The 24,980-nt window shown below is 53.6% G+C and carries 22 protein-coding genes, 1 tRNA gene and 2 pseudogenes; 13 read left to right on the forward strand and 12 right to left on the reverse strand.

Annotated features, from left to right (window positions below; all coding sequences use genetic code 11):
* Positions 1-8: 8 nt before the first annotated feature.
* Entirely contained in the window at positions 9-1,526 is a 1,518-nt protein-coding gene (locus ACN9MQ_RS00315; protein WP_032679305.1) for an MDR family MFS transporter, read from the forward strand.
* Positions 1,527-1,634: 108 nt separating this feature from the next.
* Positions 1,635-2,435, forward strand: a complete 801-nt coding sequence (gene nlpA / locus ACN9MQ_RS00320; RefSeq protein ID WP_020882712.1) for a lipoprotein NlpA — start codon at positions 1,635-1,637, stop codon at positions 2,433-2,435.
* Positions 2,436-2,478: 43 nt separating this feature from the next.
* Here the strand turns inward: nlpA and ACN9MQ_RS00325 are convergent, their stop codons facing one another.
* On the reverse strand, positions 2,479-3,507 hold the full coding sequence (locus ACN9MQ_RS00325; RefSeq protein WP_025206508.1) for an alpha/beta hydrolase: 1,029 nt from the start codon (positions 3,505-3,507) through the stop codon (positions 2,479-2,481).
* 2 nt (positions 3,508-3,509) lie between these two features.
* Positions 3,510-4,706 (reverse strand): MFS transporter, encoded by a 1,197-nt coding sequence (locus ACN9MQ_RS00330; protein WP_426021499.1) that lies wholly within the window; start codon positions 4,704-4,706, stop codon positions 3,510-3,512.
* A gap of 198 nt (positions 4,707-4,904) precedes the next feature.
* Between ACN9MQ_RS00330 and ACN9MQ_RS00335 the strand changes: the two genes are divergently transcribed.
* From ACN9MQ_RS00335 to ACN9MQ_RS00355, 5 genes and pseudogenes are all read left to right on the forward strand, one after another.
* Entirely contained in the window at positions 4,905-5,792 is an 888-nt protein-coding gene (locus tag ACN9MQ_RS00335) for a LysR family transcriptional regulator (protein WP_020882709.1), read from the forward strand.
* Positions 5,793-5,886: 94 nt separating this feature from the next.
* Positions 5,887-6,666: an MBL fold metallo-hydrolase gene (locus ACN9MQ_RS00340; RefSeq protein WP_032679308.1), complete on the forward strand. Its 780-nt coding sequence runs from the start codon at positions 5,887-5,889 to the stop codon at positions 6,664-6,666.
* A 26-nt stretch (positions 6,667-6,692) separates the two neighbouring features.
* Positions 6,693-7,646 carry a GlxA family transcriptional regulator gene (locus ACN9MQ_RS00345; RefSeq protein ID WP_426021498.1) on the forward strand — a complete coding sequence of 318 codons (954 nt, stop codon included), beginning with the start codon at positions 6,693-6,695 and terminating at the stop codon, positions 7,644-7,646.
* Between the two features lie 5 nt (positions 7,647-7,651).
* A pseudogene (locus ACN9MQ_RS00350) lies at positions 7,652-8,016 on the forward strand (hypothetical protein); the annotation flags it as partial.
* A pseudogene (locus ACN9MQ_RS00355) lies at positions 8,015-8,882 on the forward strand (VENN motif pre-toxin domain-containing protein); the annotation flags it as partial. The pseudogenes ACN9MQ_RS00350 and ACN9MQ_RS00355, both read left to right, overlap by 2 nt.
* A 528-nt stretch (positions 8,883-9,410) precedes the next feature.
* On the opposite strand, the gene ACN9MQ_RS00360 reads toward ACN9MQ_RS00355, so the two are convergent.
* The 4 genes from ACN9MQ_RS00360 to ACN9MQ_RS00375 form a co-directional block, all read right to left on the reverse strand.
* Positions 9,411-10,499 (reverse strand): AAA family ATPase, encoded by a 1,089-nt coding sequence (locus ACN9MQ_RS00360; protein WP_426021497.1) that lies wholly within the window; start codon positions 10,497-10,499, stop codon positions 9,411-9,413.
* A 148-nt stretch (positions 10,500-10,647) separates the two neighbouring features.
* On the reverse strand, positions 10,648-11,607 hold the full coding sequence (locus ACN9MQ_RS00365; protein WP_020882705.1) for a YbgA family protein: 960 nt from the start codon (positions 11,605-11,607) through the stop codon (positions 10,648-10,650).
* Between the two features lie 102 nt (positions 11,608-11,709).
* On the reverse strand, positions 11,710-12,123 hold the full coding sequence (gene uraH / locus ACN9MQ_RS00370; RefSeq protein WP_121340342.1) for a hydroxyisourate hydrolase: 414 nt from the start codon (positions 12,121-12,123) through the stop codon (positions 11,710-11,712).
* A gap of 99 nt (positions 12,124-12,222) precedes the next feature.
* Positions 12,223-12,948 (reverse strand): MerR family transcriptional regulator, encoded by a 726-nt coding sequence (locus ACN9MQ_RS00375; RefSeq protein WP_014168030.1) that lies wholly within the window; start codon positions 12,946-12,948, stop codon positions 12,223-12,225.
* A gap of 117 nt (positions 12,949-13,065) precedes the next feature.
* On the opposite strand from ACN9MQ_RS00375, the gene ACN9MQ_RS00380 reads away from it, so the two are divergent.
* Both ACN9MQ_RS00380 and ACN9MQ_RS00385 read left to right on the forward strand, forming a co-directional pair.
* Positions 13,066-13,590, forward strand: coding sequence for a lipocalin family protein (locus ACN9MQ_RS00380; protein WP_020882704.1), 525 nt, complete (start codon positions 13,066-13,068; stop codon positions 13,588-13,590).
* Positions 13,591-13,667: 77 nt separating this feature from the next.
* Positions 13,668-14,714, forward strand: a complete 1,047-nt coding sequence (locus ACN9MQ_RS00385; RefSeq protein WP_040018368.1) for a class I SAM-dependent methyltransferase — start codon at positions 13,668-13,670, stop codon at positions 14,712-14,714.
* A 75-nt stretch (positions 14,715-14,789) separates the two neighbouring features.
* On the opposite strand, the gene ACN9MQ_RS00390 is transcribed toward ACN9MQ_RS00385, so the two are convergent.
* Entirely contained in the window at positions 14,790-14,945 is a 156-nt protein-coding gene (locus ACN9MQ_RS00390; RefSeq protein WP_154815906.1) for a hypothetical protein, read from the reverse strand.
* A gap of 62 nt (positions 14,946-15,007) precedes the next feature.
* On the opposite strand from ACN9MQ_RS00390, the gene ACN9MQ_RS00395 reads away from it, so the two are divergent.
* Positions 15,008-15,445 (forward strand): GNAT family N-acetyltransferase, encoded by a 438-nt coding sequence (locus ACN9MQ_RS00395; protein ID WP_426021496.1) that lies wholly within the window; start codon positions 15,008-15,010, stop codon positions 15,443-15,445.
* Here the strand turns inward: ACN9MQ_RS00395 and ACN9MQ_RS00400 are convergent.
* Complete coding sequence (locus ACN9MQ_RS00400; RefSeq protein ID WP_333169827.1) at positions 15,442-16,479, reverse strand: virulence RhuM family protein; 1,038 nt, start codon at positions 16,477-16,479, stop codon at positions 15,442-15,444. The two genes, ACN9MQ_RS00395 and ACN9MQ_RS00400, sit on opposite strands and share 4 nt — an antisense overlap.
* 59 nt (positions 16,480-16,538) lie before the next feature.
* The gene (locus ACN9MQ_RS00405; protein ID WP_040018371.1) at positions 16,539-16,880 is read right to left on the reverse strand and encodes a SymE family type I addiction module toxin; all 342 of its coding nucleotides are present in this window, start codon (positions 16,878-16,880) and stop codon (positions 16,539-16,541) included.
* 125 nt (positions 16,881-17,005) lie between these two features.
* On the opposite strand from ACN9MQ_RS00405, the gene ACN9MQ_RS00410 reads away from it, so the two are divergent.
* The gene (locus ACN9MQ_RS00410; protein ID WP_040019068.1) at positions 17,006-17,197 is read left to right on the forward strand and encodes a toxin-antitoxin system HicB family antitoxin; all 192 of its coding nucleotides are present in this window, start codon (positions 17,006-17,008) and stop codon (positions 17,195-17,197) included.
* A 17-nt stretch (positions 17,198-17,214) separates the two neighbouring features.
* On the opposite strand, the gene ACN9MQ_RS00415 is transcribed toward ACN9MQ_RS00410, so the two are convergent.
* Together ACN9MQ_RS00415 and ACN9MQ_RS00420 are read right to left on the reverse strand one after the other, a co-directional pair.
* Positions 17,215-19,014 (reverse strand): hypothetical protein, encoded by a 1,800-nt coding sequence (locus ACN9MQ_RS00415; RefSeq protein WP_426021495.1) that lies wholly within the window; start codon positions 19,012-19,014, stop codon positions 17,215-17,217.
* A 93-nt stretch (positions 19,015-19,107) separates the two neighbouring features.
* Positions 19,108-19,202 (reverse strand) — tRNA-Sec (locus ACN9MQ_RS00420).
* A gap of 287 nt (positions 19,203-19,489) precedes the next feature.
* On the opposite strand from ACN9MQ_RS00420, the gene ACN9MQ_RS00425 reads away from it, so the two are divergent.
* Positions 19,490-20,881 (forward strand): glycoside-pentoside-hexuronide family transporter, encoded by a 1,392-nt coding sequence (locus ACN9MQ_RS00425; RefSeq protein WP_426021494.1) that lies wholly within the window; start codon positions 19,490-19,492, stop codon positions 20,879-20,881.
* A 12-nt stretch (positions 20,882-20,893) separates the two neighbouring features.
* On the forward strand, positions 20,894-23,212 hold the full coding sequence (yicI, locus tag ACN9MQ_RS00430) for an alpha-xylosidase (RefSeq protein WP_426021493.1): 2,319 nt from the start codon (positions 20,894-20,896) through the stop codon (positions 23,210-23,212).
* A gap of 60 nt (positions 23,213-23,272) precedes the next feature.
* On the opposite strand, the gene ACN9MQ_RS00435 is transcribed toward yicI, so the two are convergent.
* The gene (locus ACN9MQ_RS00435; protein ID WP_047355968.1) at positions 23,273-24,976 is read right to left on the reverse strand and encodes an AsmA family protein; all 1,704 of its coding nucleotides are present in this window, start codon (positions 24,974-24,976) and stop codon (positions 23,273-23,275) included.
* Positions 24,977-24,980 lie beyond the last annotated feature (4 nt).

Raw genomic sequence — 24,980 nt, forward strand, 5'->3', positions numbered from 1 at the left:
GATCTCTTATGGAGTCCGACGTAATGACTCAACCTGCGCAAAACGCGCCGTCGATAAAGCTGCTGTTCAGCGCGCTGCTGCTGGTGATGCTGCTTTCGGCGCTGGACCAGACGATTGTTTCCACGGCGTTGCCCACCATCGTTGGGGAACTGGGTGGCCTGGATAAGCTCTCCTGGGTGGTGACGGCCTATATCCTCAGCTCGACCATTGTGGTGCCGCTGTACGGAAAATTCGGCGATCTGTTTGGGCGTAAAATCGTCCTTCAAATCGCTATTGTGCTGTTTCTGGCGGGGTCGGTGCTCTGCGGTCTGGCGCAAAACATGACCCAACTGGTGCTGATGCGCGGCCTGCAGGGGCTGGGCGGTGGCGGTCTGATGGTCATCAGTATGGCCGCCGTGGCGGACGTTATTCCGCCTGCGGAGCGTGGCCGCTATCAGGGGCTGTTTGGCGGCGTGTTTGGTCTGGCGACGGTGATCGGGCCGCTTATCGGCGGGTTTATCGTGCAGCATGCCTCCTGGCGCTGGATTTTTTATATCAATCTGCCGCTCGGTCTCTTTGCCCTGATGGTGATAGGCGCGGTGTTCCACGGCAGCGCACGGCGCAACAAGCACGAAATTGATTATCTGGGGGCGATTTACCTCAGTATGGCGCTGCTGTGTATCATCCTGTTTACCACTGAAGGCGGGACGATACGCCAGTGGAACGACCCGCAGCTGTGGTGCATTCTGGCCTTTGGCCTGACGGGTATCGCCGGGTTTATCTATGAGGAGCGTCTGGCCTGGGAGCCAATCATTCCGCTCTCGCTGTTCCGCGATCGCAGCTTTCTGCTCTGCAGCCTGATTGGCTTTATTATCGGGATGTCGCTCTTTGGCTCGGTCACCTTCCTGCCGCTCTATCTGCAGGTAGTGAAAGACGCCACGCCGACTCAGGCCGGTCTGCAGCTGATCCCGCTGATGGGCGGACTGCTGCTGACCTCGATCATCAGCGGGCGGGTTATCAGCCGTACCGGAAAATACCGTCTGTTCCCGATCGCCGGTACGCTGCTTGGCGTGGTGGGCATGGTGCTGCTGACGCGCATCTCGATCCACTCGCCGACCTGGCAGCTGTACATTTTTACCGGCGTGCTGGGGATGGGTCTGGGGCTGGTCATGCAGGTACTGGTGCTGGCCGTGCAGAACAGCGTCTCTGCCGATCAATACGGGGTAGCGACTTCCGGGGTCACGCTGTTTCGTTCCATTGGCGGGGCCATCGGCGTCGCGCTCTTTGGCGCGGTCTTCACCCACGTTTTGCAATCGGGTCTGATGGACCGTTTACCGCAAGGGGCGGAGTTACCGCATGAGCTCAATCCTGCGGCCATTCACCGGCTGCCAGAGGCACTGCGGCTCGATTACCTGGACGCGTTTGGCTCAGCCATTCACGCGGTGTTCCTGCTGGCGGCAAGCATTATGGTGCTGGCGTTTGTACTGTCGTGGTTTTTACGTGAAACGCCGTTACGCCGTGCGGGCATGCTCAGGTCGGATCAATAGCGCCCCCGCACATATAACTTATCCGTCTTATTGATGCTTTTTCGTTTTTTAGCCAGCCGTACCGTTGTCGATATAGTCACTGAAACGTTTATCAAAAGGATATGTCTCGTGAAACTTCGATTGGGTGCTCTGGTTCTCGCGGGCCTGCTGCTGGCAGGTTGCGATCAAGGCGGCAGCGATGCCAAACACATCAAAGTCGGCGTGATTAACGGCGCTGAGCAGGATGTCGCGGAAGTCGCTAAAAAAGTGGCGAAAGAGAAATACGGTCTGGATGTGGAACTGGTGGGGTTCAGCGGCTCGCTGTTGCCCAATGATGCCACCAGTCAGGGCGATCTTGATGCCAATGTCTTCCAGCATCGCCCGTTCCTGGCAGAAGATAACAAGGCGCATCACTACAAGCTGGTTGCTGTGGCGAACACCTTTGTTTTCCCGATGGCCGGCTACTCCCGCAAGATCAAATCCGTGTCTGAGCTGAAGGACGGCGCGACCATCGCCATTCCAAACGATCCGACCAACCTTGGCCGCGCACTGCTGCTGTTGCAAAAAGAGAAGCTGATTACCCTGAAGCCGGACGTTGGCCTGCTGCCGACGGCGCTGGATATCACCGCCAATCCGAAGCATTTGAACATTATGGAGCTGGAAGGGGCGCAACTGCCGCGCGTGCTGGATGATCCGAAAGTGGATGTTGCCATTATCAGCACCACCTATCTCCAGCAAACCGGGCTGTCGCCGGTGCATGACAGCGTGTTTATTGAAGATAAAAACTCGCCGTATGTGAACATCGTGGTGACGCGGGAAGACAACAAAGACGCGGAAAACGTGAAGGAATTTATCCAGTCGTATCAGTCGCCGGAAGTGGCGAAGGCCGCAGAGACCCTCTTTAACGGTGGCGCGGTGCCGGGCTGGTAGTCAGGACAAAGGCGTATAACAGGGTGTTATACGCCTTACCGGGTTATTTCAGGTTGGCTTTAAAGAACGAGGCCAGTTTTGCAAACGGGATCAGATCCGTGCGGTCATACAGGTCAACGTGGCCTGCATTCGGCACGATATACAGCTCTTTCGGTTCACCGGCGCGTTTATAGGCATCTTCGCTAAACTCTTTCGAATGCGCTTTATCACCCGTGATAAACAGCATCGGACGCGGTGAAATGGTTTCGATATCGTTGAACGGATAGAAGTTCATAAACTTACCGATGCTGCTCATCATCGGTTTCGTCGTCAGCGCCTCTTTCTCGCCCTGTGGCGTGTACCCGCCGCGTTCGGTGCGATAAAAATCGAAGAACTCACGCTGGATAGCCGGCGTAGAATCATCCAGCTTATTTACCGTCCCGGGAATGTAGGCTGTCTCTGCACCCTGATACTCTTTCAGACGCTGCTCAGCGGCAGAGGCAATCATCGCTTTACGCTGTTCAACCGTCACGGAATGGTTGAGGCCGTTGCGGAAGGCGGAGCCCATGTCATACATGCTGACGGTGGCGATCGCTTTCATGCGCGGGTCAATTTTCGCCGCGCTAATAACGAAGCTGCCGCTGCCGCAAATGCCCAGCGCACCGATGCGCTGTGGATCGACAAAAGACTGAGTGCTCAGATAATCCACGGCCGCGCTGAAATCATCGGAATAGATTTCTGGTGAGATCAGATGCCCCGGTTTACCTTCGCTTTCCCCCCAGAATGAGAGATCAATCGCCAGGGTGACAAAGCCCTGTTCCGCGAGCTTTTGCGCATAGAGACTGGCGCTTTGCTCTTTCACCGCGCCCATCGGATGGCCGACCACGATCGCCGGCAGTCTGGCGTTTTTATCCGCCTCTTTTGGCCTATACAGATTGCCGACGACGTTCATCTGATACTGGTTTTTAAAGGTCACCTTCTGCTGCGTAACCTTATCGCTTTTGTAGAAATTATCTGCGCCCCGGGACATATCGGCAGCGCTGGCGGCGAAGGCGCTGACTAACAGCCCGAGCGCCATGGTGAATCTTCTCATGATTAACTCCTGTGAAGTGTGTCGTTGTGTGAGGTGTAAAACGTGAACATGGCAGCGGCGATAAGCAGTACACCGCTGAGTGCAAAGGTGCTTTGCCAGCCGCTGTGGTCAAAGGCCAGGCCACCGAGCGTGGAGCCGAGCGCAATGGAGAGCTGCACCATTGCCACCATCAGTCCGCCACCCGCTTCGGCATTTTCAGGAAGCGTTCTGGCAACCCAGGTCCACCAGCCGACGGGGGCGGCCGTCGCGACCAGTCCCCAGAGGCCGAGCAGGGCGGTGACGGCGGCAAGGTGATGGCCGAAGGCCATCAGTGCCGCGGCAATCAGCGCCATCACCACGGGAATGGCGACCAGCGTGGTGTAAAATCCGCGGCGCAGAAACGTGCCGATCAGCAGGGTGCCGATAAAACCCGCCACGCCAATGACCAGCAGGATTAACGATAACTGCGTCGCGCTGGCGAAAGTCACGGTTTCCAGGAACGGACGCACGTAGGTAAACAGCGCGAACTGCCCCATGAAAAAGACGCCGCACGCGACCATTCCTTTTGCCACCAGAGGGTTTTTCAGCAGGCCGAAGGCGCTGGTGGACGACGCGGTGCGCTTTTCCACGGACATGGAAGGCAGGCTGAACCACTGCCAGATAAACGCGAGCAGGCTCACGGGCACCAGGCAGTAAAAGGCACCGCGCCAGCCGATTGTCACCCCCAGCCAGCTGCCGAGCGGAGCCGCAACGACGGTCGCCAGGGCGTTGCCACCGTTAAAAATGGCGAGCGCACGTTGAACCTGATGCGGTGGCACAAGGCGAATTGCGGTCGCCGCGGAGAGCGACCAGAAGCCGCCAATGGCCACGCCAAGCAGTGCGCGTCCCAGCATATAAAGGGGATAGCTCTCAGCCACGGCGATAATCAGACCGGAGACGGCCATCAACGCCGTCAGGCCCAGCAGCAGCGATTTGCGGTTAATGCCTCCCGCAAGAGAAGAGAGAAACAGGCTGGTCAATACGGCCAGCGCGCCGGATATCGCGATCCCGAGGCCCGCCAGGCCTTCACTGACGGCGAGATCCCGCGAAACGGGCGTCAGCAGACTTACAGGCATAAATTCTGAGCCGACCAGCGTAAAAGCGCAGAGGGTCATTGCCAGCACGCCGCTCCAGCAGGCACGGGACTGGCGCGCTGATGTTTCGTTCACCATAGCGGACATCGTGTTTACCTTGTTATTCGTTCGGCCAGATTCGGACAAGCCGGGGCCGGGCGCTATTCACGGGAATAACGCATGCAGATGAAGGGTTGGAATGTGGTTGACGTCAGGTCACAGTGAAAATTTTACACGGCGGGTGTATTCTGACTAGCTAATCAATGCTTAATGAGCTTATAAGTGTGGCTTATAAATGAGGGTGTGATGAAGCGTAACCTGAACGATCTTTTTGCTTTTGTCACCGTGGCGCGTGAGGGCAGTTTTACCCGTGCCGCGGCACAGTTGGGCGTGACCCAGCCCGCGTTAAGCCAGGCCATAACCGGGCTGGAGAACCGGATGCAGATCCGCCTGCTGACCCGCACCACCCGCAGTGTTTCCCCCACCGCAGCCGGCGAACGCTTGCTTAACGCCATTGGCAACCGTTTCGATGAAATCGAAGCGGAGCTGGACATGTTGACGGAGCTTCGCGACAAGCCTGCCGGCACGGTGAGGATCACCTGTGGACCCGATGTGTTATCGCGCACCCTGTTGCCTAAGTTGACGCCGCTTTTGCGGCAATACCCCGATATTCACATTGAGTTCGACGCCAATCACGGTTTTCGCGATATCGTTGCCGACCGCTTCGATGCGGGCGTTCGTATGGGAGATACCATCGATAAAGACATGATCGCGTTGCCGATAGGCCCGCAGTTGCGTATGGCCGCGGTCGCCTCGCCGGACTACTTCGCCCGTCATCCTGTTCCGCAAACGCCGCATGAGCTGACGCAGCACCAGTGTATTAACCAGAGGATGATTAAATCCGGCGGGATTTACGTCTGGGATTTTGATCAGGACGGTGGCGATCTGAACGTGCGCGTGAATGGCCAGCTGACCTTCAATACTTCCTGGCATATTGTCGAAGCTGCCCTGGCGGGATTCGGGATTGCTTTCCTGCCCGAAGACGAGTTTGGCGATCATATTGCTGAAGGCCGGTTAATTCGCGTGCTGGAACCCTGGTGTCTGCCCTTCCCGGGGTATTATCTCTACTACCCGAGCCGAAAGCAGCCGTCGCCGGCCTTTTCGCTGGTGGTGGATGCGTTGCGGATGCGATAACGTTGACCCGATTTCATCGATCATCGCCCTGTGGCCCACATCGTTACGCGCGGCATCGGGCTATTCTCCTCTTCACACTATGAGGAGAATACCCATGAACATCACCCAGATTCGTAATGCCACTCAGCTGATTACCTACGCCGGGAAACGCTTTTTAATCGACCCAATGCTGGCCCCGAAGGGCGCTTATCCGGGCTTCCCCGGCACGGCGCATGCGGAGATCCGCAACCCGATGGTCGAGCTACCCGTTGACGTCAACACGTTGCTGGAGGCGGATGCGGTGATCGTCACCCATACCCATGACGATCACTGGGATCGCGCCGCTGTCGAACTGATCGGCAAAGATAAACCTGTCTTTGTGCAGAACGACAGCGACGCCGCGCTGCTACGCAGCCAGGGATTTACCCACCTGACGGTGATGACCGAGGAGACGGCGTTTGGCGATATCCGGATCGCGAAAACCCGCGGCGGCCAGCACGGTACCGATCGTGCTTACGCCGTGCCGGAGCTGGCGGAACGGCTGGGTGAAGCCTGTGGCGTGGTTTTACGTCATCCTGATGAGAAGACGCTCTACATTGTCGGGGATACCATCTGGCGTGATGAAGTGGCAGCCGATCTGCAAAAGCATCAGCCGGATGTGGTGGTGCTTAACGCGGGCTATGCGCACGTCATCGGGTTTGGGCCGATTATCATGGGCCAGGAAGATGTGCTCAACGTCCACTTCCTGCTGCCGCAGGCGAAAATTGTGGCGACCCATATGGAGGCCATCAACCACTGCCTGTTGACCCGCCATGCGCTGCGTGAGTACGTTGACGCGAACCTGATTGGAGATGCGGTGAGCATTCCCGAGGATGGTGAAACCGTTATATTCTGAGCATCACCAGGGGAAAGGAGAGATACATGGCGCTAATCAATGTCGCGATTGTTGCGGTAGACGGGTTCAGCCCGTTCCACTACTCCGTTCCCTGCATTTTGTTTGGTGATACGGTATCCGGCGAAAAGCGCTTTAGTGTGTTGATCTGCGCCGAAAAACCCGGATTACTGACATCCAAAGACAGGTTTGCGCTTAACGCGACTCACGATTTCTCCGCCATCGGCCAGGCAGATATCGTCGTGGTGCCTTACTGGCAGCATGTCCAGCAACGCCCGCCCCAGACGCTTCTCGACAGCCTGGTCCAGGCCAGAGACAACGGGGCGGAGATCGTCGGGCTTTGTCTGGGGTCGTTTGTGCTGGGTTATGCGGGCATTCTCGACGGTAAACGCGCGGCCACGCACTGGGAGTTTGAACATCAGTTTCAGACGCTTTTCCCGGACGTAAAGCTGGATATCAATGCGCTCTACGTCGATGATGGCAATATCATCACCTCTGCGGGTACTGCTGCCGCGCTTGACTGCTGCCTGTACATCATCCGCCAGCGCTTTGGCAGCGTGGTCGCTAACCAGATTGCCCGCCGTATGATCGTACCGCCACACCGCGAGGGGGGGCAGGCACAGTTTATTGCCCAGCCGGTACCGAAAGATACCCGTGACGGACGAATTAACTATTTGATTGACTATCTCCAGCAGCACATTGCCGAACCGCATAATCTGGACTCGCTGGCAGAGGTGGTATCGATGAGCCGCCGCACGCTTACCCGCCATTTTATAAAAGCCACCGGGATGAGCGTGGCCGACTGGCTGACCACCGAGCGCATGCGGCGCAGCCAGATATTGTTAGAAGCCGGGAATATGCCCATTGAAAGCGTGGCAGAGCTGGTAGGGTTTAACTCTGCGGTGACCTGGCGCCAGCAATTTAAGGCGCGTTTTGGCGTGAGTCCGGCAGAATGGCGTAAGACTTTTCGGCTTCGTCATTAATTTATTACTGCTTCCTCGGCGATGCGGCGTTCGATACCCGCTATGTTTCCAACGTAGTGCTCGACCAGACTGATAACCGCTACCTGAACGGTATCGGCTCCGATCTGGATCGGATGCGCTATCTGATGGATAACGCCGCGGCGGCGCAGCAGTCGCTGGGCCTGCAGTTTGGCGTCTCGCTGACTGCGGATCAGATTGCTGCGCTCGACCACAGCTTACTGTGGTGGGAGAAGGACGCTGTCAACGGCGAAACGGCGAAACGGTGATGGTGCCGAAGCTTTACCTGTCGCCGAAGGACGTTACCGTCAATAACGGCAGCGTGATTGCGGGCAACAACGTCACCCTGAAGGGGGGAAGCATCACCAACAGCAGGCGCTGTGGGGGCGGCATCCGGCGAACTGATTGCGACAGCGATTGCCAGACAGCTCTATCCGGACACAGATCCGTCGACGCTGACGGAAGAGCAGAAGCAGACCGTGAGTACGCTGGCATCTGTTTCAGCGGGCATAGCTGGCGGGCTTGCCGGGGGAAATACGGCTGGTGCGGCGGCCGGGGCCAGTACAGGGAAGAATAGTGTTGAGAATAATTTATTCGGCGGTAGTGAAGAGGCTCAGGCAGCGTGGATACGCCAGCACGGCGTCGATATGGCGACCTGTTCCGATAATCCGAGTGGGGCCGCATGTCAGAAAGCAATGAATGAACGTGATGCCGTAGGGGTGGCGCTTGCAACAGGCAGTGTAGCTCTCTTACCCGGTAGCGCTCAGGTCTTATGGGGATTAGGCGCAGGTGCTAATGCTGGTATCAACTATCTAGCTGATGGAACTATAGACCCAACAACAGCTATTATTGGTGGCTGGGTTAATGTGATCAGTGCCGGAAATGGTATTGGAGGAACAGTTGGCTGGAATGCGGCCGGAGGTGCATTAGGAAACTGGCTTGAAGGTAAAGATCCAATATTTAGTAAATGGTGCAGGTTCCGTTGTGGGTTATGGCATTGGCAATGGCCTTAAATGGGGAGTTAACGCTGGTGCGAACTGGTGGAAAGGTGGTTGGGATCCCAAGTTTAACACTGACCTAAGACAGTTTACTGAAGTAAAAGGGGATTATGGTCTTTCAAAAGAAATGAAACCAAGCAATGTGCCAAGCTCAATTGGTGACATTGGTGGTAGTATTTCTTCAGAAGTTGGAGGTAAGTATACAGAGTATAAAATGAAGCAAGTAGGAGATGGTAGATGAAAATACTAAAATATACTCTTCCTCTGGTTTTTTTTATAGTATTTAGTATGGTTTCAATTTTTCTGACAGGGATCGTTTTATATGCATGCGGAGAGGTTTTTTTCTTAGTTTATAAAGGAATACCAATATCTTTTTCACCGAGTATTATTTTGTTTTTAGGTAAAATAAGTATGTACATTGGTAGTTTTGCTGGAGTAATGTTATTGATCGCTAACGTGCTAAAAAAATGATAAAATTCGGCAAGTTGTAGCAAAAAATAATGGGCTGGATCTGAGGCATAATTACTGTGATACAACATTCCAGTGTCTTGATTACCCATAAAAAATAAAAATACATATGGTATATCTGAGAAAAGAGTAAAACTAAGATCTCGCTTACTGAACCGGGATCTTAGTCATTCACATATCTTTGGCTGGTCAATACTGACGACGCTCAGCCCTTCAGCGCATCCCCGCAGTTCACTGGTGGTTGGTCGAAGGCGTTGTCACTTATTAATCACTCAATTTAATGAAGCAAGAAGACAAAAAACTACCCCAGCCTCTCCACCCTCGTCTCCCCCTCCACCATCGACAGCTGATACAGCGAAAACGACCGCTGCTTCTCAATCAACTTCGCCAGTTCCGGCGAGTGGCTGGTGAGCCAGATCTGCGAGTAGCGGCTGGCCTCGGCGATTAAGCTCGCCAGCGCGGGCAGCATCTGCGGGTGCAGGCTATTTTCCGGTTCGTTCAACGCGATAAAGGCCGGTGGGCGCGGGCTTAACAGCGCTACCGCCAGGCACAGGAAGCGCAGCGTGCCGTCGGAAAACTCCGCCGGTTCCAGCGGCCTGCTCAGCCCCTCGCGCTGCATCATCATGCGAAAGCGGCCGCCGGTGTTGTCGCTGTAAAATTCGCAGCCGGGGAAGGCCTGATCAAGAATGCGCATCAGCAACATTTCATCGCCAATCTCGACAATGGTCTGAAATGCGGCCGCCAGGTTGGCGCCGTCGCTGGCCAGTACCGGGGAGCGGAAACCGACCTGCGGGGCACGCATCGCCGAGCCGGACGAGACGGAAAATTCATGATAAAAGCGCCAGTTACGCAGGGACTCGCGCATCTGCGACACTTCCGGGTAGAGATGCGGTTCGCCGAGCTGCCCGAACACCGATTCGTTTTCATACAGCGTGCCGCTGTGAGTCACTTTTTCGTGGTGCACGTTGTTGAGAAACACCGCCTGATTCCTGCGCTTCATCAGCTGTGATGAAGGGCGACGGCGCTGACCGGTAAGCCAGATGGACTCTTCTTTAATGACCGGATCGAGCTGAAACTGGGAGGGATAGGGCAGTTGCTCGACAAAGCCCACCTGCAGCTCGTACTCGTAAGTGTCCGTTTCCACCGCGAGGCTCATCCGCCGGAGCTGGTCGCTACGGGTCTTACCTGCCCAGAACACCTTCAGAATACCGCCTTCATTTGCCAGCGCCTGGGAGAACTGCCCCTGCGCCGCGCTGTGCATCAGGTGTATCGCCTTGTAGATATTCGATTTCCCGGTACCGTTGGGGCCGAAGACGATATTGAGCGCTTCCAGCTCCAGCGACATGTCGCGAATCGAGCGGTAGTTTTGGATGTGCAGGCTTTTGATCACAGGCAGGCTCCTTTTTTGCACTGTAGGCCTGTATATAATTACAGTCTTTAAGGTTAAATGCAAAAAAAGAGACGACAGTGAGGGTGTCGTCTAAACGGGGTACTGCTTTGGGCCTCTGAGGGTCAATGGGGCCTTCGCATTTTTATGATCACTTGACTGCCAGACGCAGACCCAAATCATCAGGATAGGGATCAAAGTAGTTTTGCGTCATCAGATACCGGTCAGGGTATTCGGCCAGGTAGTGCTTCAGCAGCGTGATCGGCGCGAGGATGGGCAACTGCCCGTTACGGTAGTGCAGGATCACGTCGCGAAGTTCGCCGCGCTGGCGGCTGTTTAGCTGGTTACGGAAATACCCCTGAATATGCATCAGCACGTTGGTGTGATTTTTCCGCGAGGCAGGTTTCTTCAGGATGGTCATCAGCTTTTCGCGGTACGCCACAAAGAAGGCGTCCAAATCTTCCCACTCGTGCAGCGTGGCAACGAACGGGCCGATTTCACGATAACCCGCCTGATGGTGCGCCAGCAGCTGAAGTTTGTAGCGGCTGTGGAAGTCCAATAGCGCACGGCGCGTCAGACCCTGGGCGCGCAGTGTGTTCAGTTCATGAAGCGCGAAAACACGCTCAACAAAGTTTTCCCGCAACACCGGATCGTGCAGGCGGCCATCTTCTTCCACGGGTAACCACGGCAGGGTTTCAAGGAGGGTGGCAGTGAACAGCCCGACACCCTCCTTGCGGCCCCGGTTGCCGTTTTCATCATACAGCCGCACGCGTTCCATGCCGCAGCTGGGGGATTTTGCACAGACGATAAATCCCGCCAGATCGCCGATTTTAGGCAGATAATCTGCCGTAAAGTCAGCCATCTTTTGCGTAACGTCTTCGTGCGGGGCGTGGCTAAAACGCATCTGGGTTTCACCGCTGTCCGTCACGATAAGACGCAGTGCAGGGCGTGGCGTCGGCAAGCCGATGGCCATCTCAGGGCAGACGGGCCTGAAATTCACCCACTGGGCCAGTTCGTCCATGACAAAGCCCATACGCTTATGTCCGCCGTCGAAGCGAACGGCGGAACCGGTCAAACATCCGCTAATACCGATTACAGGTTTCATTGTCATGGTGTGTGTCTCCAGTTCGTATATCTAAAACTTACACAACATGAGTAATTTGTCCAAGTATTGGCGGAGTTATTTTTTATTATCCTTTAAAATCAATGCGGCTTAACTGCCCTTGTAGGTCGAGTAGCCGTACTGGCTCAGCAGAAGCGGGATGTGAAGTTTCTCGTTGGTTCGGGTCACGGTAAATAGCACTGGGATCTCCGGGAAGAAGGTGTCCAGCTTTTTGCCGTGGAAGTAATCAGCGGTTTTAAAGGTCACTTTATACACGCCTGGCTGCATGTCCTGATCCTGCGGATAGAGTGATTTGATACGTCCGTCGTGGTCGGTTTTGCCGCTGGCAATCTGGGTCCATGTGTTCTGCTGCTGCTGCTTCTCCAGCGTGACGGTAACGTCAGATGGTGGCATCCCGGTTTGCTGGTCGAGAATATGTACGCTCAGGGTGCCGGCAGGGGCGCTAAACGCGGCAGGGGTAAAGGCCATGGCGGCCAGCATCAGCAGAGGGGTTGTTTTTTTCATTGTGTTTTCCTGTGGGGTTGTCAGTCACAGGAAAACGTTAGCATTTGCGGGACGGAAAAATATTCAACTTTTCGTGAAGTTTACCGCAGGAGAAAATAATCAGAGGATAATCACTTCAAGGGATACCTGCTGCTGCCACTGCGCCACCTGCTTTTTCCGTGCGGCGGTCAGTTTACCGCTGGTCACCAGAAGCCATTTGCGCTCGGGGAAAATTTCAGGCGCCAGTGACGTGGAGGGGGTAGGCAAAATATCGATACGGTGTCCTTGTCCGGTACGCGTCAGCGCCTCGAGCCAGATTTCACATGGGTCATTCAGGTACCAGCCACTAAGCAGGATGTTATCACCCGGCGCTTTTTTGTCGCCTTCAAGGCAGAACGAGGCGTAGGCGATGATAATACCGTCGAGGATCTCGCGCAGGGTCATGGCGGCAGGGATGTTGGCTGACATCTGGCTGCGCAACGGACGCAGCACATTTGCAACCAGCTCTGGCCTGGGGTATTCGCGGCCAGCGTCGTAAATCATCTGGCGCAGGGACTCAATTTTCCCGTCCTGCAGGCGTTGCAGCATGGTCTCAAGCAACGTTTGCCAGTTGTTGGTCCGGCGCGGGACGGGGCGTTCCAGTAGCGGTTTGACCTGGCCAATGGGCACGCCTTTTTTCACCCAGTCGAGGATTTTCAGTGCCTGCTGGACGTCCTCATCACTGTACTGGCGATGGCCGCCCTCCGTGCGCTGTGGCTTGAGTAAGCCATAGCGACGCTGCCATGCCCGCAGCGTCGTGGCGGTGATCCCGCTGAGTCTGGCGAATTCGCCGATGGAGTAAGCCATGTCCGTGTCCAGAGTGGAGGAATACTCTCAATATACTACGAATTTTCCCTCACGGGATGAAGCGCCGTAACGGTGCACTACACTTTACTTCCAACCGTGCAAATGAAAGGAATTCTCATGAAACTATGGCCTGTTGTGACTGGTGTCGCCATTGCCCTGACTCTGGTGGCCTGCAAATCCCCTACGCCACCGAAAGGCGTAAAGCCCATTTCAAATTTTGAAGCCAGCCGCTATCTCGGCAAGTGGTATGAAGTCGCCCGCCTGGAAAACCGCTTCGAACGCGGGCTGGAGCAGGTGACCGCCACCTACGGCGAGCGCAGCGACGGTGGCATCAGCGTGCTTAACCGGGGTTTCGACCCGGTCAAAAACAAGTGGAATGAGAGTGAAGGCAAAGCGTACTTTACCGGCGAACCGACGACGGCAGCGCTGAAGGTGTCGTTCTTCGGCCCCTTCTACGGCGGCTATAACGTGATCAAGCTGGACGATAAGTACCAGTATGCGCTGGTGAGCGGGCCGAACCGCGACTATCTGTGGATCCTGTCTCGTACGCCGACGATTCCGGATGCCGTGAAACAGGACTACCTGAATACCGCACGCAGTCTGGGCTTCAAGGTTGATCAGCTGGTGTGGGTTAAGCAGTGAAGATCGTGCTTTCTTCGTAGGGTTTTACTGGCTCGCCTGGATAGACTTCCGTTAAAAGCTCAACGGGGGACGACGACATGAACTGGCAGCCTTTTCGCGGCGACGCACCGGAAAATATGACCATTTTCAGTGCGTCATTTCCGGATATTAGCGACCAGTGGCCGATGAAGGACGACACTGCCCGTGAGATCAATTCGATTAACCGGGCGCTGAAAGCCGACCCGGCGCTTCGTCCTCCGTTGATTGAATACGAAGAGGGGGGACAGGCCGTGCTTGTCCCACAGAACCGTTATTCCGGGCAAGCCTACCGCAATCGTCCGGCGCTCACCGCGTGGCGTACCCGGCTGGTTCCCTCTGCGCTGGCGCTTTTTGTGGTGCAAAACCCGCTGGAGGAGCGCCTGCCAGACGGAACCCGAATGGACAGCGACAGCCGCCAGTGGTTTATCCATGCGAACGATGCCATTGGTGTGCGCTCCCGTGCAAAAGTACTGGCTGCGATGGTGGATAAATACATCCGCAACGGGAACGATAACAATTGGGTGAGCCTGGCAAGCGGGGCTGCAATCCCCGTGCTGGAGGCGCTGCGCGAGGCGAAGCTCGACGGCCAGCAGGTGTATCTGACGCTGGTGGATAAAGACCCTGTGGCGCTCAGTTGGGCCGAAACCATGGCGGCGCAGGAAGGCATTATCGTGGGTGAACAGCTGACCCTGCTCAGGCGCAACTTGCTCCATACGCTGGTGCGTAACGAAGATTTATTGCATGAGCTGGGCGAGCATCAGGCCGAACTGGTGGATGCACTCGGGATTTTCGACTATTTCAACGATGCCGATGCGGTGATTTTCCTCCAGCGTGCGCTGCGGCTGATAAAGCCCGGCGGGGCGGTGATTGTCTCGAATATGCTGGCCAGCAGCCCACAAATCGATTTTATTTTGCGCTGTATCGGCTGGGAGGATATTTACCCGCGGACGCTCCGGCAGCTGCAGGATATTCATATCGCGGCAGGCGTGCCGGTGGAAAATGTCACCGTGGTGGTCCCGAAAGACGGGGTATATGCGGTGATGGAGATTAAGGTGGGGGATGACAAACCGCACGGTCAGTTCCCCCTCCCTGAAGGAGAGGGCTAGGTGAGGGGGGACAGGGCGCTAGAATATTTACCGTTCCTCAGTTGTTCGGTTTACCCGAACAACTACCATGAAGGATTAGCTGGTTTCTTTATTCTCAATGTCTGTTGGGGATTCTTGCTTTTCATGCTCTATCTGCTGACCAGTCTCCTGCACCAACTTCCGGGCCATTTCCTTGATACGCTCTCGACTTTCACAGTTTCGAGAGTTTATTACTTCATTTAAAGTCTTCATTTTATTGCCTCTATGCTTCTGGATACTTGATTTAATCGCTGCGCTCTATAATGATCCCCCTCATGAAAATCGAAACCGCACACCCCTCACACTTCGAACGCCTCGTCACAGTCTGGGAGTCTTCCGTTCGTGCCACCCACCACTTTTTGCAGGAAAGTGATATTGCGGCGCTGCGCCCGTTATTGCTCAACGCGTATCTGCCCAATCTCAAGGTTATGATTGCCCGCGATGAAGCGGGTGTTATTCATGGCTTTTTAGGCGTCGATGAAAACCGCATTGAAATGCTGTTTGTGGATGATGCGAGCCGGGGAAAAGGCGTAGGGAAATTGCTGCTGAACTATGCCATTGCGCATTTCGGTGCGAATGAAGTGGATGTAAACGAGCAAAACCCGCAGGGCGTTGCGTTTTATCAGCATATGGGGTTTGTGCAGGTCGGGCGCTCAGAACGCGACGGACAGGGGAATGCGTTTCCGTTGTTGCATATGAAGCTCCGGGATTAGCGCTTAGCCTGCTTATCCCATTTTACTAAGCCGATGATATCTTTCTCTCCTTCGGCTTCTTTCAGCAGGCGCTGCTTTTTTTCAAACTCAATGTATTCTGAGCATGCCTTTTCATCAGCCGCTTTCTTGCTGATTTTACCTGCCCCTTCTAAAACGTCCCGGTCGTTAAATTGCAGGAACTGATCGAGTTTGGTTTGCCAGTCTCGTAAAAATATCTGCTTGCGGCGTTTGGCCTGATCTTCAGCAAAATCGAGCCACATATTCACGACGCGATTTAGTTCGCTTACTTCATCTTGCGACAGATAATTTTTAGCGGTGGTGACATCGCTTTTGCTGACCTCTTCGCCTTTATAGCTGGTCAGTCCCATATGCGGTTGAGTGGCGTCTGCACGTTGGTGAATCAACTCAGCAGCGGTATGACCCGTGCAGGCAAAATGCAGTTTATTCTGGATGGTCTGGAAGAACTGTGTGGTTTCTTTAAGCGATGGTTGGTAATCAGCGGCTAACGCAAAAATCTCCTTCACGCGGAGATACACCCGGCGTTCGCTGGCTCGAATGTCGCGAATGCGTTCCAGCATTTCATCGAAATAGTCAGGTACGGCGGATGATCCGACAGGCGGATTCTTCAGGCGCTCGTCGTCCATAACGAAACCTTTTACCAGATATTCCTGGAGCGTTTGGGTAGCCCACTGGCGGAATTGGATGCCGCGAGGCGAACGAACACGGTACCCCACAGCAAGTATTGCTTCGAGGGTGTAGTGATCTATCTCTCTGGACACATTACGTTTTCCTTCCTGGCGAACTATCCGGAATTTCCGGATAGTTGAATGTTGATCAATTTCACCCTCGGAAAATATATTCATAAGATGCTCATTGATGGTTCGAACATCTTTACCGTACAGATCGGCCATTGCTGCCTGGGATAACCAGATTGTGTCTGATTCGAAGCGACATTCGACACGTACTCTTCCGTCACCGCTGGCAAACATAATAAATTCGCCTACCGGAGATTGAATTACGTCTTTATCTACCATGTCGCCTCCACACCTTCAACGTCTAACGCTATAAGCACGTAGTATGCCAGAAACAACTGCTAAGCCAGGTGGTTTGTATTTGATTTTGCGAGGAGCTTTCCAGGAAATTGAGTTTTAATCGCGGCAAGCGCTTCCTCTATCTGAATAAGCTTTGCCTTCGTCCGTTTGTAATCATCCTGCAACCTTTGCTCCTGCTCGTTATAAGCCATCAGAACGATGCACCCTTTCATGACCTTTACCGTGACCTGCTTTCCGGTATCAAAACCCGCGGCACGTAGCCATTTGCCGGAAAGGATAATTTTCGGCGTGGATTTGTCGAAAACATTCGGGCGGTATCCCACAATTAACGAACGCTCGGTTCCGGACTGGTCGGTGTCTGGGTTAGAATGCGAATCAGCCATAATCAACTCCTTGATAGTTGGTGAGGTTAGACGCTCCGGTTGTGTTCCCGCACATCGGGGCGTTGCAAAGACAGGAGGTATAGGTGGCCTCCTATGTGTGTGAGATTAAATGGATAGGTGGCGTCATGTCAATCATATCGCGCGAAAAAAAACCAAAAGGCGGCGGACAGTCTCCGCAATTTAAGATGCGTATTGATCCGGCATTGAAGGAACAGTTGGATGCTGTAGCGGCTGAGGAAGGAGTGAGTCTCGCCAGCTGGCTGAAGGAGCTGGCGAGGGATGCATTGAGATCTAAAGGAATTGAACCTAACGGTTAGAGATAATATTCAAAAATTCAATCATCATTAAAGCCTATAATGTGAAACTCTGCGCCTGAAGATTTTATTGCATTGTCGGAACTAACTAACAGTACGTCTAATTGTCTTTTGATATTATTATTATGTGATTTCAAATAATAGCTCTTAGTTGTATGGGGCTGTATAACTATCACACGGGTTTTTATTTTATTAGGGTTGGCGTTTAAAGTTGTAAGTTTATTTAAAAAATCAGAAGATTGTATTAATTTATTTTCATGCCAACACATTTTATTTTTAGAATTAGCAGCCCTTTCAGTTAGATCCTGAATGAGGTTTTTACGATTTGAGTATCTAAGGTTTTTTACTGCTTGACTCAAAACAATATCATGAGCACCAACAGATATTCTTCTACCACTGCTAATACTATTGGCTGCTTTTATATGAATCAGAGATACTATAGTCGTTCCAAGATACTCATCGATATGAATAAAATCTGCTTTTTCTCCCGCGCCATCGTCGCAATATAACCAACCTGTAGGTTTTTCAGTAGTATTGAAATTTTCGTAAGTATTCCAACGACTATTCCATCTATTCCTTACCCAGCAAAAAAGAGAATCCTGCATTCCTATCATGCTTAAATCGAGTTTTTCTGACACTAAAGGTTTCTCTTTACAGATATCAAATTTCTCGAAGTCAGCCCAAATGAACCTATTATATTCAACATCTTTATAATCGGTTTTAAAAATCCATGTATTTACTATCGCATGACCGGACTCATACCAACACTTAATTAATTCAGGGTATTTAAGAATCTTAGCGTAATTATTGAGTATATCTTTTTTTTGTGGAATTGGATGGAGGCTACAAATCTCAAAAGAAACTTCATATTCTTTTATTATTAACTTTACGCTAATATCGCCGCAATGAACATTTTCATAAAAAACTTTTAGTGAAAAGGATGAGCCTATGTTAGGCGAGATTTCAGTCTTATATTTCTTGGAAATCTTTCTTAGTAATTCAGATTTTGTAATGCTCATTTCGTAAGGAACGAAATCGGGATCAAGCACGGAAAAATCATAAGCATCTTTTACGCCTGTTAACTCATTTATTGGGCTAGCTAAAATGCCTATTGGCGAAAGGTTGTTTTGGTCGTTAGAGTTTAGCATGTCCAATATTTCGATAACATTTTTTTCAAAAGTTTCCCAATCTTTACATGGACCTTTCCAAATAGATGACTTAAAGGGATTTAGCCCTATTGTTTTATTATTGATACCAATTTCGGTTCGCACAGCAGACATCATGTAAGATTGATCCTCTAAAGGATCTAAAGATTCTGCTACACTATTGCCGCCCAATACTTTTGAATCAGCCTTAAAAGTATTCTTTCCATGTATACCTAACAACCATAACATCTTGATATTATCTTCATTAATAAATAAGTGATTTAATTTAGATATTTCAACAGGATGTAAGTATGGCAGTGACGTGCTTTTAAAATACTCCCTTATCGAGTCTTTCATTCCTTTTTCTGAAAAATAAAATGCCACATAACTACCAAGGTTAAAAGTCAAAGCAACATGATTTTCTGTATCATGAATATCATTTCTGCTGGTCCAGCTTGGGATTTTTTTTATAGAGTAAGGAGAGATAAATAGTGTGGAATCCTTAATTAGTTCAGTTGATAATGGATATTTTAATATATCTCCTTCATTATAAATTTTAGTATCTATAATTTGCATTATAGATTCATGTATAAATTTAGGCGTGTAGTTTGATTTATTAAAACCAACTAAAACAGAGAAAAAAGGCGAAAGATGTTCCTTTTGAATATCGTTCATAACGATCTCATTAATTATAGGAAGTGGGAAATGAGATGTATATATGAATTTTTAGAATGATCTAGTGATGTCCATCACATATGAAAAGAATTTTGGCGGAAGATCACAGGAGTCGAACCTGCCCGGGAACGCTGGCGTCCCCAACTGGATTTGAAGTCCAGCCACCTCACCGGAGATGACGATCTTCCGCGCCTGCATTGCTACATGGAGGCGGGGCGCATTATAGCTACTTTCAGGCATTTACCACATACCCCGGCACACTTTTTTCACCTCTCTTTTGACCTTAACACCCCTGTTTCAGTTAATTCCTAAGAAAATCCTCAGGTTAGCATTTCGTGCTCGTCAATATTTACCGCGATCACAAAAAACAAGAAACGTAACCAGCTAACCAGAAAACGCAATACCCGCTCCTGAAACAATGGTTTAAAAATCTGTAACCGGTCTCAGCGCCCCCTACAGCGTGAAGGATAAAAAAATGAGCGACGTATTGTCAGTAAAAGAGAAGATTGGTTACGGCATGGGTGACGCCGCCAGCCACATCATTTTCGATAACGTTATGTTGTACATGATGTTTTTCTATACCGATATCTTCGGCATTCCTGCCGGGTTTGTCGGCACGATGTTCCTGCTGGCACGTGCGCTGGATGCGATTTCGGACCCGTGCATGGGCCTGATCGCCGACCGTACCCGCAGCCGCTGGGGTAAATTCCGGCCATGGATACTGTTCGGTGCCATCCCGTTCGGCATTGTCTGCGTGCTGGCCTACACCACGCCGGACCTTAGCCTCAACGGCAAAATGATCTATGCCGCCATTACCTACACGCTGCTGACGCTGCTCTATACCGTGGTTAACATCCCTTATTGCGCCCTGGGCGGTGTGATCACCAACGACCCGACGCAGCGTATCTCCCTGCAGTCCTGGCGCTTTGTGCTGGCGACCGCGGGCGGCATGCTCTCGACGGTACTGATGATGCCGCTGGTTAACCTGATTGGTGGCGATGACAAAGCGTTCGGTTTCCAGGGCGGGATCGCCGTGCTGTCGGTGGTCGCGTTCCTGATGCTGGCGTTCTGCTTCTTCACCACCAAAGAGCGCATCCAGGTGCCGCCGAGCACCACCTCCATGCGCGAAGACCTGCGAGATATTTGGCACAACGACCAGTGGCGTATTGTTGGCGTGCTGACCATTCTTAATATCCTCGCCGTCTGCGTGCGTGGCGGCGCGATGATGTACTACTGCACCTGGATCATGGGCTCGCCGGAAATCTTTGTCGCGTTCCTCACCACCTACTGTGTCGGCAACCTGATTGGCTCTGCGCTGGCGAAACCGCTCACCGACTGGAAATGCAAGGTCAGCATCTTCTGGTGGACCAACGCCGCCCTGGCAGCGGTCAGCGTGGCGATGTTTTTCGTTCCCATGCATGCCACGGTGGTGATGTTCACCTTCATCTTTGTGATTGGGGTGTTGCATCAGCTGGTGACGCCGATCCAGTGGGTCATGATGTCCGATACCGTCGACTACGGCGAATGGACCAACGGCAAGCGTCTTACCGGCATCAGCTTCGCGGGCACGCTGTTTGTGTTGAAACTCGGCCTGGCGCTGGGCGGTGCGATGATCGGCTGGATGCTGGCAGGAGGTGGTTATGACGCCGCAGCTAAAACCCAGAACAGCGCGACCATCAGCATCATTATCGGCCTGTTCACCCTGGCCCCGGCGGTCTGCTATGTGCTGAGCGCCATCATCGCCAAACGCTACTACACCCTGAAAACGCCTTTCCTGACCAAAATCATGAGCGAGCTGGCACACGGCGCGCGCCGCAATCAGCAGGAGTTTGACAACCTGCCGGTGAGTAAAGAATTACAGAACTAAGAGGACGATAGTATGAAAATCAGTGATGGAAACTGGCTCATTCAACCGGGCCTGAACGTCACCTGCCCGGTTCAGGTGTTCGATGTAGAGCAGCAGGGCAATGACCTTGTGGTGTACGTGGCGCCGCGTGATGTACGAGAACGTACCTGGCAGCTTGATACCCTGATGTTCACTGTCCGTCTTTTCTCCCCGCAGGAAGGGATTGTCGGCGTGCGTATCGAGCACTTCCAGGGCGCGCTGAACAACGGTCCGCACTATCCTCTGAATGTCATCAAAGAGATGAACGTTGAGATTGAAAACAATGCCGAATTTGCTGAGCTGAAAAGCGGTCACCTCAGCGTGCGCGTCACCAAAGGCGAGTGCTGGGCGCTGGATTTTCTGCGCAACGGACAGCGTATTACCGGCAGTCAGCTGAAAAACAACGGTTACGTGCAGGATACCCGTACCGATCGTCATTATGTTTTTGAGCGTCTGGATCTGGGCGTAGGTGAAACGGTCTACGGCCTCGGCGAGCGCTTTACCGCGCTGGTGCGTAACGGCCAGACGGTCGAGACCTGGAACCGCGACGGCGGCACCAGTACCGAGCAGTCATACAAAAATATCCCGTTCTATCTGACCAACCGCGGCTACGGGGTGCTGGTGAACCACCCGGAAAACGTGTCGTTTGAAATTGGCTCCGAGAAGGTCTCCAAAGTGCAGTTCAGCGTAGAAGGTGAATATCTCGAGTACTTTGTGATCGACGGCCCGACGCCAAAAGAGGTGCTCAACCGTTATACGCGATTCACCGGACGCCCGGCGCTGCCGCCCGCGTGGTCATTCGGCCTGTGGCTGACCACGTCGTTTACCACTAACTACGATGAAGCCACGGTGAACAGCTTTATTGATGGCATGGCGGAGCGCGACCTGCCGCTGCACGTCTTCCACTTCGACTGCTTCTGGATGAAAGCCTTCCAGTGGTGTGATTTTGAATGGGACCCGGTGACTTTCCCGGATCCGGAAGGGATGATCCGCCGCCTGAAGGAGAAAGGGCTGAAGGTTTGCGTGTGGATTAACCCGTATATCGGCCAGAAGTCGCCGGTATTCCAGGCGCTGAAGGAAAAAGGGTATCTGCTCCGGCGTCCGGACGGTTCCCTGTGGCAGTGGGACAAATGGCAGCCGGGCCTGGCGATTTATGACTTCACTAACCCGGACGCGTGCCGGTGGTATGCCGACAAGCTGAAAGGCCTGGTGGATATTGGCGTCGACTGCTTTAAGACCGACTTTGGCGAGCGCATCCCGACGGACGTCCAGTGGTTTGACGGTTCCGATCCGCAGAAGATGCACAACCACTACGCATACCTATATAACGAACTGGTGTGGAACGTACTGAAAGAAACGGTGGGCGCGGATGAGGCGGTGCTGTTTGCCCGCTCGGCGTCGGTAGGTGCGCAACAATTCCCGGTGCACTGGGGTGGCGACTGTTACGCCAACTACGAGTCGATGGCGGAAAGCCTGCGCGGCGGGCTGTCGATTGGTCTGTCCGGCTTTGGCTTCTGGAGCCATGACATCGGTGGGTTTGAGAACACCGCGCCGGCACACGTCTACAAACGCTGGTGCGCGTTTGGGCTGTTATCCAGCCACAGCCGCCTGCATGGCAGCAAATCTTACCGCGTACCGTGGGCGTACGATGATGAGTCCTGTGATGTGGTGCGTCACTTCACTCAGCTGAAATGTCAGATGATGCCGTATCTCTATCGCCAGGCTGCCCTGGCTCGCGAGTATGGCACACCGATGCTGCGGGCGATGATGCTGGAGTTCCCGGACGATCCGGCATGCGATTACCTCGACCGTCAGTACATGCTGGGGGAGTCGGTGATGGTAGCCCCGGTATTTTCTGAGGCCGGTGACGTGCAGTTTTATCTACCGGAAGGGCGCTGGACCCATCTCTGGCATAACGATGAAATCAAGGGCAGCCGCTGGCATAAACAGCAGCATGATTTCCGCAGCCTGCCGGTCTATGTGCGCGATAACACCCTGCTGGCGTTGGGCAACAATCAACAGAAACCGGACTACGCCTGGAACGAAGGGACAGCTTTCCAGCTGTTTAACCTGGGCGATGGCGCGATGGCGGTGAGCGAAGTGCCCGCGGCGGACGGTTCTGTAGTATTTACGCTGAAAGCCACACGCAGCGGCGACACCGTGACCATTACCGGCACAGGTGACGCACGAAACTGGTCGGTCTGCTTGCGCAACGTGCAGAAACTGAGTGGCGTAAAAGGCGGCTCAGAGGCCGGGAGCGAGTGGGGCGTGGTGGTGAAAGCGGAGGGTAATGAGGTGGTGGTACACCTTTAATTTTCCTCACCCTGACCCTCTCCCCAACGGGGGGAGGGAAGGGTTTGCTTCTTCTTCCTTTCAGGGAGAGGGCAGGGGTGAGGATAGTGTCGACACCTCTCCCCCCGTCATCGTCTGTTGCACCTGCTGTTTATCCATATTTACCGCATTCAGTTTCCCGTTAACCGTCGGCTTCAGCGGTGCGTTGGCCTGCACGCTGCCGCTGGCGGTTAGCTGGATATTGCCATCACCGCCAATGGGCAGCGCCGGCCAGCCCCACGCCTGCAGCACGTTGAGCGGCACGCCGCGTCCGTTCAGGCTGATTGTGGTCTGCCGTGGCGGAAGCTGTGAAACCGTCGCCGTGGCTTCCAGAATGCCTTTTTCGGTGAAAGCGCTCAGGTCGGTAATGTTTACCGTTGAGGCGTTAGCGTTCAGCGCCAGCGACGGACGACGCACGTCCACGCGGTTAAAGGTCGCCGCCGCGCCGTTCAGCGTTGCGCTGCCACCCCATACGCCCCACTGGCGATCTTTCGCCAGCTGCAGGTTCGCACCATAGCCATCAAGAGAGGTGATTTGCCACGGGAAAGCCGGGTCGATATCAATAACCAGGTTGCGGCTCAAGCCGAATTTTTTCAGCGTCAGGCTGTTCAGCCATTCCGGTAACGGCTCCATCCACAGCGTTTTCCAGTTCTGCGGCAGGGTGTATTCCAGCCCGGCGATGGCGACATCGTCCAGTACCAGCGCGTTACCCTCGCGCAGCCAGTTGCCGGAAGCGCGTACCATGCCGCCCTCCCAACGGGAGGTAAACTGGCGCAGCGCCACGCCTTGCGGGGAGAACTCCGCATTCATGATCGGGTCGAACAGATGCAGAGAGCCATAAATAAACTCGCTGGCGTTCATGGACAAACGCCCCTCCTGACTTTGCCAGTCGCCTTTGCTGAGTGTCAGGTTGCGCAGGCTTAAATCGAGATCGGTCACCGCCCAGTCCGGCCCCTGCAGGCGTGCGTCAGTCACTTCCAGACGGCCAATCTGCAGCGAGGGAATGGTGGTTAGGGGCGCGAAGAAATCCACCAGTGACTTATCGCTTTGCAGGCGGATCTCATTCAGACGCATGGTGTCGATAATCCAGCTGCCGTCAGCGTTGCGCAGGGCGGACCCGGTGAGCGAACCGCGCGCCATATCGGCACCAATGGTGTTCAGCACCACCTCTTTGCCGTTGAGTTGTCCCTGAATCAGCACGTTGGTGGCCGGCACGCCGTTCAGGGTAAGCGAGCCTGCGCTCACCTGGATCTGTGCGTTTTTACCCAACACATTGCCTGCTTCTGGCTGCCACGGGCTGACGCCGCCCGTTACTTTCTGTGCGCTGAGATCCCATTCCGTATTGGGGCTGTTAAAGGCCATGTTGTTCAACTGCAAACGGTCCGCCTGGAACGGGAGCGGTGCCGTCTGAGGAGAAAGATTAAGCGTGCCATCGAACAGGGTAATGGTGTCCATGTGCAGCGGATCGGTGACCTGTCGGCTACTCAGACCAATATCGACTTTCCTGGCCACCAGCGTGGCGGGTTTACCGTCGCGGCCAAACGTGACGTTTTCCAGAATGATGTGGGAAGGTGACGAAAAGCGGTGATCCATCAGGTCGAAATTGAGTTCGTAATCGGTATTCACCGTTATCCAGTTGCTGGCCTGAGATGCTCCCCAGCGGGTCTGGAGCAGAATATAGAGCGCCAGCACCACAATGAGCAGGGCCACCAGAAGATAGACGAGTACCTTTCCAATAAATTTCATGGTC

Origin of the sequence: Enterobacter sp. R-25, assembly GCF_049913205.1 — a bacterium.
GTDB lineage: Bacteria > Pseudomonadota > Gammaproteobacteria > Enterobacterales > Enterobacteriaceae > Enterobacter > Enterobacter ludwigii.